Origin of the sequence: Wolbachia endosymbiont of Trichogramma kaykai, from assembly GCF_045765165.1 — a bacterium.
Lineage (GTDB): Bacteria > Pseudomonadota > Alphaproteobacteria > Rickettsiales > Anaplasmataceae > Wolbachia.
In genome coordinates, this window is sequence record NZ_JBJJXK010000002.1 from 173548 (window position 1) to 186390 (window position 12843).

Consider the following 12843-nt stretch of genomic DNA (forward strand, 5'->3'; position numbering starts at 1 on the left):
TTATAATTTAATAATCTTTTTCAGTCTACTATAGATTTTAAATTATTATCAATACAGGAGATTTATACTCTCCCTGAGTATTGCTCTTGCAACTTAACTCCAATCATCTCCTTAACAATGCAAGAGGAAAGCGAGCTACCTACACTTCTACTCTCTACTAACTTCTCAATAGAACCTATGTTAGAAGATAAATCATTATCACAATTTTCCTCATCGCTATCAAGTCGACTATCAAAACTTGAAGATCTGGATAACTCTGTCTTCTTTTGTGAGGCACTATCAGGTTCACTAAAAACGTTTCCTGCTAGAGTATAAAATTGATGATTGAAGCTTCTTTGTTCAATAGAACTCATACCTTCCAGTGGAACACAAGACTCATTATTAGTCCCATTAAAAATATTTCTTGTTGGAGTATAAAATTGATTATTGAGGCTTTTTTGTTCATCAGCATGAATTTTTTCTCCCAGTCCATCAGCTATTTCTACAACTTTATCATCCCATTCATTATTACACTCTAGCTTGCTTCTTAACTCTTCAACTTCCCATGCTAGTTTGCATATCCCTTGTTCATAAGATTCTAGTTGTGCCTTATGCTCATCTTTCAACTCTTGCACTTGAAGTTTTAAATTGCTTATATACTGCTCCTTTTCCTTCATTATGTGTGCTGCTTCTTTTAATTTGTCTTCTAACTCCTTCTTTTCTGTATTAACACCTTTTAGCTTACCCTCTAGCTTTCCTTTTGCTTCACATACATTTTTAAGTTCTTGTGTTTTCTCTTGTAACTCTGCTAACACTCTTGCTAACTTTTCATCTTTGTGTGCCAGTTCAGTTTGCAATTCCATGTTTTTTCGCCCTTCTTTTCCAAAACTGTTTTGTAAATCAGTTATTTGTTGTGAAGCAATTTCTGGTTGAGTTTCAGTGTGCTGTAAATTGGCTTCCAATGCATTGCTATTAATAGAAGGAGAAGAAGGAAGGCTATTATCAGCATCAACTTTATTATCTAACTTCTTCTCTGGTTCCTTACCTTGATAAGCCACCATAGATTCATTGTAAAGATTAATAGGAGTAGCCCTATTCTCTTCTAGTGATTCCATTACAGCATCATATAAGGAGAGACTTTGAATATATAATTCATCGTTTTGCTTTATTAATTCTAGAACCTCCTTCGATGAAACAAAATCTTCACCATTAAATTTTAGTATTTCAGTTATGCCATTGCTACTCACATTCATAATCATGGTACACATTCTTGATCCATCTTTTGCAGCCCAAGTGCTTGTCATTTCATAATATGCACCTTCTTTAAATTCATAATATCTTTTCTTATCTTTTTTATGAGCGTGTATTTCATGTTTTTTATTGCAATAGATATTCAGTTCTTTAATATCTTTCTCTTGCTGTAAAACGTTACTAATCTTTGTTGGCTCACTATTGTCGTAATGAGTAAAGTTAATATTCAAAACTCTATTGTTATTGTCAATTTCTTCACAGTAAACTTGAAAGTCCTCTTTCCATTTTCCAAAATACCTACTTGCAACTCCTTTTCCTTCCTTTACTAACTCTATGTATTTACCTATATTTTTCTCAAAGCCCTCATTAACAGGCTTTTCTCTTTCTTTTACTGCTTCATCCACATACATTCGCTTAAAATCATTATCACCTATTAGATTACTAAAACGCCAATTACCATAAGCTTTTTGTATATCAGCAAAGTCCATCTTTTCTCTCAAAAGCGCTAATAAGATTATCTTATCTCTCAAATCTTCTAACTCACAACCGAGAAAATCATCGAAACTGCATAACTTTTTATACAGTTCTCTATCTTCTATAATTGAGCGAAGAAATTTCATTATAGTAAGGTTCTTAATGGAAGGCTCATTTTTTTCTACATCATTAATATAGCTTTTGAGAATTTGAAATATACCAAGCCCATCACTATCTTGGACAAACTTCTCTCTATCATTAACACAATTGTTACCCTGTGATGAACATAATCTATTATGCAATTTTTGCAAGTCATGTATTGACTTAACTACATATTCTACAACTGACAATTCTCTCAGCTGATCACTTGTTTTTTCCCCTTTTATTGCTTTGTCTCCCTTAGCCAAACCTGCAATCATAATACGCCTCCTTTAACTATGTTTATATTATAACAATCAACATGTATTTAAGAAAAATCACACTGCTCACTGTACGTTTACACTGCTACTTTGCATAATAGATTGCTTGAAGTCATACAAGTGTCGTTTTTTATTAGATAAAAGTTAACAAGACGTTTTCATAGATTTTTAAGCTTAATAACATCGTCTCTATTGGGACTAGTTGAAATTAGATGAATTGGTACACCTATTAATTCTTCTATTTTTCTCACATATTTCATCAAATTTGCAGGTAATTCCTTAACTGACCTTTTGCCTTGAGTTTTCTCTTTCCAACCAGGAAATTCTTCATATATTGGCTCTAATTCTTTTTGTATTGAATGTGATGCGGGTAAATAATCATACATTTTTCCGCCATACTTATAACCAGTGCCTATTTTAATAGTATCAAAAGAATCAAGAATATCTAATTTGGTTAATACAATGTTTGAAACTCCAGAGAGTTGTACGGCCTGGCGCACTAAAACTGAGTCAAACCATCCGCAGCGCCTTCTTCTATTGCTTACTGTTCCAAGTTCCTTACCTATAGAAAATAAGCTGTCTCCAATCCCGTTATTTTGTTCAGTAGGAAATGGGCCATTACCCACTCTTGTTGTATACGCTTTTGCTACACCAATAATGTGAGCATTGTAGGATAATCCTGAGCCTGTTATCGCTTGCGATGCTACGGTATTACTTGAAGTAACAAAAGGGTAAGTTCCGTGGTCGATATCTAAAAATGCGCCTTGAGCACCTTCAAATATTATTTTCTTACCTTCTTTCATAAAATCATTTAGTATCTTCCACACAGGTTTTTTATATAAGAGAATTTTTTCTGAAATCTCTTGAATTTCCTTTAATATTTCTTCTTTTTTAACTACCTGGTAGTTAAGTCCTTTTCTGATAGCATTATGGTAACTCAGGAGAGAATCCACTCTTTGATTGAGCTCATCTGTGTTTTCTAAGTCACAAAGGCGTATAGCTCTCCTGCCAACTTTATCTTCATAACATGGCCCTATCCCTTTGTTTGTTGTACCAATTTTGTGATTTCCGTTTAAATCTTCAAATAGCTTCTCCTTGTCCTTATGTACGCTAAGTATTAATGGACAGCTCTCGGATACCATCAAGTTGTTATAGTTTACGTCCACTCCTTTCACTTTCAATGACTCTATTTCTGAGACTAGAGCATGTGAATCAAGAGCAACACCGTTCCCTATAATAGATATTTTGTCAGCTCTCAAAACAGCAGAGGGCAGTAAATTTAATTTATAAACCTCATCATCTATTACTATAGTGTGCCCTGCATTATTTCCTCCCTGAAATCTCACAACTACATCTGCGTTCTCAGAAAGATAATCTACTATTTTACCCTTGCCTTCGTCACCCCATTGAAGACCAACAATTACAGTATTATTCATCACTATTTCTAGATTAATACGTAAATATTAATGCAGCATGCTACAAATGAAAAGAGAAATCTACGCCTTTCCTATATCCCTAAAATAAAGAGATAGACTATCGACTTTCTTATATATTATAAAATTATTCATCATTATATGGTACAACTTACATCATATTTATAGTAAGGTGTTAATTATGAAAGAGGCAAAGAAGAGTCCGGTAGCTAGATTAAAGGCCACAGCTAAAGAATTTAATTTTAGTAAATTAAGAGCAGATCAAGATAATAAATTAGCGAATTCCGGTGAAACAATGTTCTTAGATTTTCAAAGAATGAATTTTATTATTAATGAAAAAGAGATAGATAAAAATTTTATTATTGCATTTAAGGAAGGAGCTAAAGATTATAAAAATGAGATTTTTAACCGTGATAATTTTAATAACCTCTCTGAAGAAGGTAAAGCTTTTATGGAACCAGTACTTAAGGAGCTTGATCAAGATAGACTATCTGAAGTTTGGGAAAATCATTGTAATAGCCCTACAGTTGCTGATGAAAAAAAAGTTGATGAATATAGAAAGGAATTTGAGAGATTTTATAACACAGGGAGAAGCTCTTATCATCTGTTCTCCAAAAAAGATTACCGTGCATTAGCAAAGGAAATTTTTAAGGAAATGTTTAGATACGCTGGAGCAAGGGTTCCAAGTGATGCTATTTTAGAAGAGTTAGTCACCAATTGTAATCAAGCAGGGTATGGGGCTGGTGTATTTAATGAATCTCATGCCGCACTCAGTAGTTGTAATTTAACTCCACACAGTCCTAAAAAAGTGCTAAACATTTACTGCACTGACCACAACCGCATAAAAGTGACGTCTGATATGGCAATGCCTATAACCACGATTGACAATCCGGAAGAGAAGATATGTGACCTATCCAGCTCATTAGAATTTACACTTGAGTCTCAATATGGTGAAGACCTTGTAAAATATGGAGATGGTAAATTATCACTTACTATTCCTGAAGAGTTGAAAAACTATAAAGACAATTGCAAGACCTTGTTTGACATCATTAAAGAATATTTTCAGAAATTCTGTGCAAAATTAGGATTTAAACCTGAGGCAAAAATACAAATAGAGCATAGCTTAGGTACCCAAATCAAAGTAAACAACTATTTAGATGGTACAATATCTACTACAGGATCGGATGCAAATGAAAAATTTACCAATCTTTTAAAGAAAAATCTCAGAGAGAGGTTATTTGGATCAGGAGTTGCTCTAGGAGGTGAAGGTGTTGATGATATTATTGAAGTCAGAGTATCTTCAGTTATGGATCTACTGCGTGATTATAATAAATTGGAAGATAACAAAGAAAACAGAGAGTTATTAATAAGTGAAGTAGCAGATAATTTAGGGCTTTCCACTCAAGATAAAACAGCATCAGAAGTATTGATGGAATTAAACTCTTTACCTTCTTCGATAAAAGGTCAGGTTAATCATAATCAGGTGCAGTTTATTGTAAATATTTTTACCAATTTAATTGGTGAAGGAAAAAGCGAAATATACAAAGAAAAAAATGCAATTGATGCAATTCATCAGAAGATAGATAAGGCAATTGTTGAGCAAGAAAAAAGAGCAACCAACAAACAAGATATAGAAAATGATAAATGGACAGATAAAATAAAAAAACAGAGATTATCTGTGGAATCATATGGGCATTTGCATTAAAGATACTGTGTACAGAGGCGTACTATGCTCAATCCAAAGCGTTTGTAGATCCGATATCCCCTGAGTAACTTGACGCAGAGAGAATTGTATACCTTAGTCAACTTTTCTATCGGTATCTATTAGGTAAACCATTATTTGAGTGTTACACCAAGCCCTCTTTATTTTCCTCTGTTATCAAGCTAAAAACACCATTTGGTTTCATTATGTATACGAAACTATTATGCTTGCAAGAAAAAACCTAAAAGACTGGAAAAGAGAATAGGAACTTGACACAAGCCATTCCAAAATTTCAATGTTCATATGGTTATAAGCAGTACAGCTATTAATCATCCATTATTGATATACCTGAATTATTCTCAGTAAATAAATCAAGTATAATGTTAGGTACTCTACCATCAACTATGTGAACAACCCCTGCACATTCTTCTACCATTTTAGTATATGACATAAGCCTTTCAACAAATTTTTCCCCTTTAATTTTTCCACAATCAATCGACTCTTTTAAATTTTTAATCAAGACTCTTCTGTTGCCAACTTTATTTATTTCTTCATCTGTATCACTCAAGATTATCATCTTAGATGCGTAAACTGCAAGTGCAATTGCACTTGCAATGCTATCAGTATCAATATGATATGTTTCTCCATTTTTTCCATAACCGATAGGTGCAATAACTGGTATAGAATCTGATTCTTCAATAAAGAATAATATATCAGGATTGATTTCAGTTGGTCTACCGATAAATCCCATGTCTAGTATTTTTTCAATATTATTTAATCTATTTTCCCTAAGCGTAGTGCTTATCTTTTCAGCTTTTATGAGGTTGCCATCTTTTCCACATAGTCCAATAGCCGAACCACCAGCAGAATTTATATGCTGAACAATTTTTTTATTAGTTGAACCACACAGTGCCATTTCAATGATTTTCATAGTGCTTTTATCTGTAAGTCTGACACCATTTATAAACTTATCATTCATACCTAGCATTTTTAACACTAAGTTAATTTCATATTCTCCGTCATGAACTACCACCGGATTTATACCAAGCTGTTTCAACAGAACAACATTATGCGCAAAAGCACTAAGCAGCGTTTCATCTGAGATTATTACACCGCTGCATTTGATGATAAAAGTTTCGCCTACAAATTTAGGTATGTTAGACAGAACTTCAAATAATATTCCTGTTTTTTCCTTCAATGGCATCTTACCATTTAAAGATTCATCACTTTTCATTTTTTTATCTTGTAAATTTGAAAAACTCATCTCTTACCTTGGTGATTTTATGCTTAACACGAATGCTTATTTGATGAATTGATACATATTCATTATTAACCCACTTCTGAGTATCCTCTAGAATAGCATCTAGACTTTCCTGATTTAGTTTATCTATTTTTGTTAGCACAATACTAAAGTTAATATTGTTATATATTAACCAAGAAACAAAGTCTTTGTCTATTTCTTTTAATCCTACCTTGCTATCTATAAGCACAAACACTCTTTTTAGATTTCTCCTGTGAATTAGATAGTACTCAATTAGGTTTAAGTATTGTACTGATTCTTCCTTGCTTGCACGAGAATAGCCATAACCCGGTAGGTCGACAATCCTAAACTTATCATTGTACATAGAGTAAAAATTTATTTGTCTAGTGCATCCAGGTTTAGAAGAAACTCTTGCAGCTTTTTTGCTGTTTATCAGCAAGTTGATTAAACTTGATTTTCCTACGTTTGATCTACCAGAAAATGCAATCTCTGGAGCCGACTCATCTGGTAATGATTTTTTGTCTGAAGCTCCAAATATGAAGCTGCAGATTGATGTTATCTGTTTTGCCATTATACTTAGGTAGAAATATTCGAGACAATTATAGTGTTATTGCTTGATATAAGAAATTTTTTATTTCAGTATATATTACTTACTTAAACAGCTGAAAACTAGACCTGTACTATATGGATATAGAGAATAATTTACAAGACTTAAAAAAAAAGTTTTCTGATGTAGAGAGAAATCTGGAGAACCCCACAAATTTGAGTCAAAAAGAATTCGTTAGTTTTTCGAAGGAATACTCTGAACTAAGACCAATTATCGAGATAATCGATGAATATAACATATTAAAAGAGGAAATTTCAGATTTAGAAGAAATCATGAAAGATGAGAACAGCGATGGTGATATAAAAGAGTTAGCAAAAGAAGAACTTCTTGAGAAGCAAAAGATGCTATTACCGAAAGTAAAATCAAAACTAAAGTTGGCATTATTACCCAAAGATGAAGATGACTCAAGAAATGCAATATTAGAAATTAGAGCGGGCACAGGAGGAGAAGAAGCAGCATTATTTGCAGCGATGTTATTTCGTATGTATCAAAAATATGCAGAAAGAAGAAATTGGAAGTTTGAGCCAATAAGTATTTCTAATACAGGTATAGGTGGCTATAAGGAAGCTTCTGCACTCATTAATGGAACAGAAGTTTTTGCAAGACTGAAATTTGAGTCAGGAGTGCACAGAGTACAAAGAGTGCCAGAAACTGAATCCTCAGGAAGGTTGCACACTTCCGCAGCTACTGTTGCAATATTACCTGAAGTAGAAGAGGTTGACTTTGAAATAGAAGAAAAAGATTTACGCATAGATGTTTATAGATCCAGTGGTCCTGGAGGGCAATCAGTGAATACGACTGACAGCGCAGTAAGGGTCACCCACTTGCCAACAGGGATAGTTGTAATACAGCAAGATGAAAAATCGCAGCACAAAAATAAGGCTAAAGCGCTCAAAGTATTGAGAGCAAGGCTATACGAAATTGAAAGACAAAAAAAAGAAATGGAAAGGTCAACAATGAGGAAAAGCCAAATTGGTTCTGGAGATCGCTCTGAACGTATAAGAACTTATAACTTTCCACAATCAAGAATAACAGATCATAGAATTAATCTCACTTCACATCGACTAGAACAGATTATAAAAGAAGGTGAACTAGATGAATTTATTGAGGCATTGATTTCACGAAATGAAGCAGAAAGGTTGACTGGAGGGGGTAATGTTGCTTTTTGATGGAAATTTGAAACAAAGCATAGGTATCAGGTTAAAAAGAAGTAAAGTTAGTTGTTCATTATGCTGTAATTAACAGCTCTATAACTTACAGAAACCATGGAAGCTGACTTTAATCAATGTGTTCATAGTAACACCTTAGAGTTAAATAATCTATGTGCATATATGGAAAAGCTAGTAAACTTTTTACAGAAAAAGCAAAATATTACAAGCTTGACTTTATCTAATTGTTATATTGATGCTCAGTGTGGAGGAGTTTTAAATGAAGCATTAGAGAATATTAATCTTCCAAATATCACTGAGTGTAAATTAACTTCTAGCATTATTGGCGCAGAAGGCTCAATAGCAATCACTAAATTGTTAAAGAATGGGTAACTTTCCAAATCTTGTTAAACTTGATTTAATTTCTAATGATATTGATGTTGAAAGTAGAATAATATTAATGAGTGCCCTAAGGGGTGGTAGTTTTTCAAATATTAAAGAAGTTAATTTATTTTATGATAACGTTTGCAACGAAGGCATAGCAGCATTACGTGAATCATAGAACAACAATATGCTTCAAATCTTATTAAGTTTAGTTTTCCCTTTAGTGTTACTAATGATAACAAAGATACAGAAGTGTCAAGCGAATACCTATCGGTTAATAGAATTATATAAAAAAGGCAAGTTACATTTATTTGTTGCTGCTCATAGAACATCCAAATTCAACTATAGACCTGCTAAAAGGTGTAGGAAATCTTACTGCTATTGACATTATTGCGAAAATTCCATCAATTGATAATTTCCTATTATGTGTGAAAAATAAGAAAGGAGAGGAAAAAAGGATTAGTTTCTTTTATGATTATCGAAAAAGTCTAGTCTAAATTCAAGTTTTGTGAATAGGCCTAGCGCTTAAATTTTCGATCAAAAAGGGACAAGTTTAGTAAAAAATAATGATATTATAAGTGGAACATAAAATAGTCCCACTGCAGTACTAATTAGGAGCAATAAAGTAGCTTTATCTGGTTGGTAATTTAAAATATTAGCAAGTATTATACTGGATCCAGAAATCGGAATAACAGCCAGTAACATCAGTGCTTTATAGATGCTTTCATCGTATATACCTGTAACATGCTTGTCTAGCAAGACAATTCCCAAAACAAATAACGGCCAGAATATGTACTTTGCTACAATAGTGGTCAAGGCAAGCTTCCAATCTACTTTAAAATTTGTAATTTGTGCAATACTTACTCCAAGCAGCACCATTCCTAATGTGATAAATGTACTTCTGATATTTATCATAACATCTGTCAAAAAAGTGGGTATTTGTATATCATATATACTTAAAAAGAAACCTATAATCATTGCATATAATGAGGGAAGTTTGAGTAACTTTAATACGCATTCTTTTGCAGTATAGATACCATTTGCAGCTATATAAAATCCCAAGCTATTTTCAAATAGTGCCATTCCTATGTAACAGACAACATACACAGACACTGAATCTTCATCAAATAAAGCAATGGCAATCGGTAGACCAAAATAACCCATACTTGTGCTTCCCGAGCTAAACGCTAATATGTTTCTCGTGTTGTCCTTAAATAAAAAAGAAGAAAGATAATACACTAATAAAGACATAGTACTACTTATAAACCATATCAAAATCGGCAGAGAAATTACTTTTAAATTAACTGCTGTATGAGATACTCCGTATAAAATCACTATTGGATTAGCTATATAAAAGAGTATTTGAGATATAGTATTTCTATCAATCTTAAGATATCTTCCTGCTAGGTAACCAATAAGTATTGTAATGTAAATGGGTAATATTTTGAGGAAAAGAGTAAAGAACATACTAGCCTATTGTGATATCTTTGCTGATAAAGTGATATTAGATTTTAAGGTATTGTAAAAGTAAGTAAAATTTATTTTCCAATTAATCAAGTTCATAGTTAGTTAAAAAAGATTCACTGAGTGCCAAAATTTGTTCTTATATAGGACTTAATAATGATATTTTTATGATTAAATTATGTTAAGTTTGTATAAAGCTCCTTGTATATTGTTATAAACCACTTGTAGTAATTTAGGTAGATTGTTGAAAAAACACTCATCTTGAATGGTTCTCAGGAATTCTTGCCTTAATCATTAAAATTGCACTATTACTTTCCATAATTTTTTTTAAAGCCAACTTTTTCGTAAACACGGATTGCACAAACATTTGCTATACCTGGGTCGAAAAAGGCATTCTCATAAACTTTAAAGACAAATTTGTTTAAAAATATATTCAAAGCTTGTGAACCAACTCCTTTACCTACATAATTCAGCTCTCCGATATACCAGTCTATAGCAGCACAACTTTCTGGAAGTTCTAAAGTGTTATAGAACTGTTCAGGTGGGAAATCATGTTTGTTGTAATATTGAATATAACCAATATCAACTCCATCACAATTAATAATGAATGCGTGCATTGGTTTTTCAATAATTTGTGTCTTAGATTTCAAACGTTTGAATCCTTTAACGTAGTTGCTATATTTTTCTCAATTAACTCTGGTGTCGAATTTATATCCGCATACCACCACTTCTTGATATGGTGTGCCTCTACCCATTTTGATAATAGTGAAAAATGTTCTTCTTTCAACGCTTTAAACGTGATATTTTTATTCATTAATTAAAGATTTTAAGTGTTACTACCGTTTTTATTAATTCTATCTCTAATTGCTAAGTTCATCGAAATTGATATTTCTGTACCTAGTTTTCCTGATATAGTACGCTATTTTAACGTACCGGAAGGCACAATTCAATTAACTATTGCTTATAATTTTTTAGGCGTTTGCATAGGAGGGTTATTTTTGGTCCATTGTCTGAATGCTATAGCAGAAGAAGGATGATGATCATAGGCAACACTTTGCTACTCATCGGTGCTGTTGGCTGTATTTTTGCGCTGTCAGTTTCTGAGCTTTTAATCTCTCGCTTTATTCAAGGCATTGGTGTGAGCACATCTGTAGTTGTGTTTGCAATTATTGCAGACAGCTATAAAGGCAACGAAGCAGTAAAATTTATTGGAATCATGAATTCTATTCTCACAGTTCTCATAGTAATTGCACCAGTATTAGGAAGTTTCATCAACAAAATTGTTGTGTGGCGTGGCAACTATGCAAGTGTTGCAATACTTTGTTTCATCTCTTGGGTTTTGTTACTTATTCTGTTACCAGAGACAAAAAAGGACCGTGATATTTTTAGTCTAAAAAATGATGAAAGACTATAAAAATTATTATCAAGTTCAAAATTTATGGTTTTGTCTTTGGCACAGAGCCTTTTTTCTGCGGCTTATATGTTATTCATTACTCGTGGCCCTTTTTTGTATATGGAAACTTTTGGTTTATCCAGAACTATTTATGCGCTACATCAAGGTGCAATGGTTCGGTCTTTCTCACTAATTAGCCTGTTTTCCGGTAAGATCTTAAAGAAACTTGGAGCAATTTGGTGTGTAATTTCCGGTACAGGCGTAATTGCTATTGGATCCCTATCACTTTTAATATTAGGTATAATCATGCCCAGTGCTTATTACTTAGTAACGCTGCCTACGGCTATTTTGTATTGGCTGTGGAATTTGTCAAGCAGTCACTTTCAATGCATCATTAAATATTTTCCCTGAAATGAAAGGCACAACTTCTTCTGCAATTTCATTTATTAGAGCTTCTATCATGGCTATTTTTATCGGCTTAACAAGCTACGTTTACGATGGTCAAGGAACCAGTGTAGCTATTCTTGTTTTTTTGCAGTAGTTCTGATTTACTGTCTATTTATTGTTTTCAAGATCTGGAAAAATCTATAATCACCATATAGATCCTTCTCATTTCTAGTTATTGCGGTAATATGTATTGTAACTTTGCCAGCTGCTCTAGATGTATCTCTTCCAAATCACCTAATCTATATTAGTTAAAGAGTATTACCTTGCTCATGCATCTAAAGTTTGAGAAACAAATTCCAATTTTTTTTTCAAACAACTGTTTCTTACTATTTTTGTACCTTAAAAAATTTAGCTTACTTTTACGCTAGCTTGTTCAAATAGCATTAGTAAGATTTACTTTTTTTTGAATGTAGAGATTTTCTAGGGATTGTCCTCTTAAATTCTATAGTCTCTTGTTTAACATTGAAACGAGAATCCATTTTCAAGCATTGAGGTGATGAAGAAAGGGCTGCTTTTATTCCACCCCTCTCAACTACTGAGTAGTGGAAAATGGAATACGATTACTTTCGTTTATACTAATCAGCACGTCAAATTCTATGCTATTATTGTGTTGTTTGATGTTGCTAGCTCTAATTTTACCATTTCCAAACCAAAACTTTATAGAATTACTCGCACCATGATTGATGTCTGCAGAATCAGGAAAAATAGCAAAATTCGCGTTGTTTACAAATCTAGAAAACGCATTTTTGATGTCGTTAAATGTACCGTAATGGTCTATATGGTCGTCATTAATACTTGTTACAACAGCAATATCTGCAGGAATTTTTAACATAGTTCCATCAGACTCATCAGCCTCAATTAAGAAAATGTCACTTTTGCCA

At 32.8% G+C, this 12843-nt stretch carries 12 protein-coding genes and 2 pseudogenes; 7 read left to right on the forward strand and 7 right to left on the reverse strand.

Features of this window, described 5'->3' with window-relative positions; genetic code table 11:
• Positions 1-62: 62 nt before the first annotated feature.
• Entirely contained in the window at positions 63-2123 is a 2061-nt protein-coding gene (locus wTKK_RS01765; RefSeq protein ID WP_407511715.1) for a hypothetical protein, read from the reverse strand.
• Between the two features lie 158 nt (positions 2124-2281).
• Entirely contained in the window at positions 2282-3559 is a 1278-nt protein-coding gene (locus wTKK_RS01770; RefSeq protein WP_407511742.1) for an adenylosuccinate synthase, read from the reverse strand.
• 178 nt (positions 3560-3737) lie between these two features.
• Between wTKK_RS01770 and wTKK_RS01775 the strand changes: the two genes are divergently transcribed.
• Positions 3738-5261 (forward strand): hypothetical protein, encoded by a 1524-nt coding sequence (locus wTKK_RS01775; protein ID WP_407511716.1) that lies wholly within the window; start codon positions 3738-3740, stop codon positions 5259-5261.
• Positions 5262-5583: 322 nt separating this feature from the next.
• Here wTKK_RS01775 and argB read toward each other — a convergent pair whose 3' ends face one another.
• A complete protein-coding gene (gene argB / locus wTKK_RS01780; RefSeq protein ID WP_407511717.1) occupies positions 5584-6522 on the reverse strand; it encodes an acetylglutamate kinase in 939 nt (312 codons plus the stop codon).
• On the reverse strand, positions 6497-7090 hold the full coding sequence (gene yihA / locus wTKK_RS01785; RefSeq protein WP_407511718.1) for a ribosome biogenesis GTP-binding protein YihA/YsxC: 594 nt from the start codon (positions 7088-7090) through the stop codon (positions 6497-6499). The genes argB and yihA overlap by 26 nt, the downstream gene beginning before the upstream one ends.
• A 113-nt stretch (positions 7091-7203) precedes the next feature.
• On the opposite strand from yihA, the gene prfA reads away from it, so the two are divergent.
• The 4 genes from prfA to wTKK_RS01805 all read left to right on the forward strand — a co-directional run bounded on the left by prfA (position 7204) and on the right by wTKK_RS01805 (position 9155).
• Positions 7204-8295 carry a peptide chain release factor 1 gene (gene prfA, locus wTKK_RS01790; RefSeq protein ID WP_407511719.1) on the forward strand — a complete coding sequence of 364 codons (1092 nt, stop codon included), beginning with the start codon at positions 7204-7206 and terminating at the stop codon, positions 8293-8295.
• A gap of 96 nt (positions 8296-8391) precedes the next feature.
• Positions 8392-8667: a hypothetical protein gene (locus wTKK_RS01795; RefSeq protein ID WP_407511720.1), complete on the forward strand. Its 276-nt coding sequence runs from the start codon at positions 8392-8394 to the stop codon at positions 8665-8667.
• Positions 8660-8836, forward strand: coding sequence for a hypothetical protein (locus wTKK_RS01800; protein WP_407511721.1), 177 nt, complete (start codon positions 8660-8662; stop codon positions 8834-8836). Before wTKK_RS01795 ends, wTKK_RS01800 begins: the two co-directional genes overlap by 8 nt.
• 133 nt (positions 8837-8969) lie before the next feature.
• Complete coding sequence (locus wTKK_RS01805; RefSeq protein ID WP_407511722.1) at positions 8970-9155, forward strand: hypothetical protein; 186 nt, start codon at positions 8970-8972, stop codon at positions 9153-9155.
• Positions 9156-9195: 40 nt separating this feature from the next.
• On the opposite strand, the gene wTKK_RS01810 is transcribed toward wTKK_RS01805, so the two are convergent.
• The gene (locus tag wTKK_RS01810; RefSeq protein WP_407511723.1) at positions 9196-10125 is read right to left on the reverse strand and encodes an AEC family transporter; all 930 of its coding nucleotides are present in this window, start codon (positions 10123-10125) and stop codon (positions 9196-9198) included.
• 253 nt (positions 10126-10378) lie between these two features.
• Positions 10379-10936: pseudogene (locus wTKK_RS06220) on the reverse strand (GNAT family N-acetyltransferase).
• A gap of 165 nt (positions 10937-11101) precedes the next feature.
• Between wTKK_RS06220 and wTKK_RS01825 the strand changes: the two are divergent.
• Together wTKK_RS01825 and wTKK_RS01830 are read left to right on the forward strand one after the other, a co-directional pair.
• Positions 11102-11536: an MFS transporter gene (locus wTKK_RS01825; RefSeq protein WP_407511726.1), complete on the forward strand. Its 435-nt coding sequence runs from the start codon at positions 11102-11104 to the stop codon at positions 11534-11536.
• 391 nt (positions 11537-11927) lie between these two features.
• Positions 11928-12056 carry a hypothetical protein gene (locus tag wTKK_RS01830; protein ID WP_407511727.1) on the forward strand — a complete coding sequence of 43 codons (129 nt, stop codon included), beginning with the start codon at positions 11928-11930 and terminating at the stop codon, positions 12054-12056.
• 474 nt (positions 12057-12530) lie between these two features.
• Here wTKK_RS01830 and wTKK_RS01835 read toward each other — a convergent pair.
• Positions 12531-12843 (reverse strand): annotated as a pseudogene (locus wTKK_RS01835) (Mur ligase family protein); the annotation flags it as partial.

Bases quoted from the DNA above. Each gene is read 5' to 3' on its own strand.
- wTKK_RS01765 (WP_407511715.1), bottom strand. From the start codon at position 2,123: ATGATTGCAGGTTTGGCTAAGGGAGACAAAGCAATAAAAGGGGAAAAA.
- wTKK_RS01770 (WP_407511742.1), bottom strand. From the start codon at position 3,559: ATGAATAATACTGTAATTGTTGGTCTTCAATGGGGTGACGAAGGCAAG.
- wTKK_RS01775 (WP_407511716.1), top strand. From the start codon at position 3,738: ATGAAAGAGGCAAAGAAGAGTCCGGTAGCTAGATTAAAGGCCACAGCT.
- argB (WP_407511717.1), bottom strand. From the start codon at position 6,522: ATGAGTTTTTCAAATTTACAAGATAAAAAAATGAAAAGTGATGAATCT.
- yihA (WP_407511718.1), bottom strand. From the start codon at position 7,090: ATGGCAAAACAGATAACATCAATCTGCAGCTTCATATTTGGAGCTTCA.
- prfA (WP_407511719.1), top strand. From the start codon at position 7,204: ATGGATATAGAGAATAATTTACAAGACTTAAAAAAAAAGTTTTCTGAT.
- wTKK_RS01795 (WP_407511720.1), top strand. From the start codon at position 8,392: ATGGAAGCTGACTTTAATCAATGTGTTCATAGTAACACCTTAGAGTTA.
- wTKK_RS01800 (WP_407511721.1), top strand. From the start codon at position 8,660: ATGGGTAACTTTCCAAATCTTGTTAAACTTGATTTAATTTCTAATGAT.
- wTKK_RS01810 (WP_407511723.1), bottom strand. From the start codon at position 10,125: ATGTTCTTTACTCTTTTCCTCAAAATATTACCCATTTACATTACAATA.
- wTKK_RS01830 (WP_407511727.1), top strand. From the start codon at position 11,928: ATGAAAGGCACAACTTCTTCTGCAATTTCATTTATTAGAGCTTCTATC.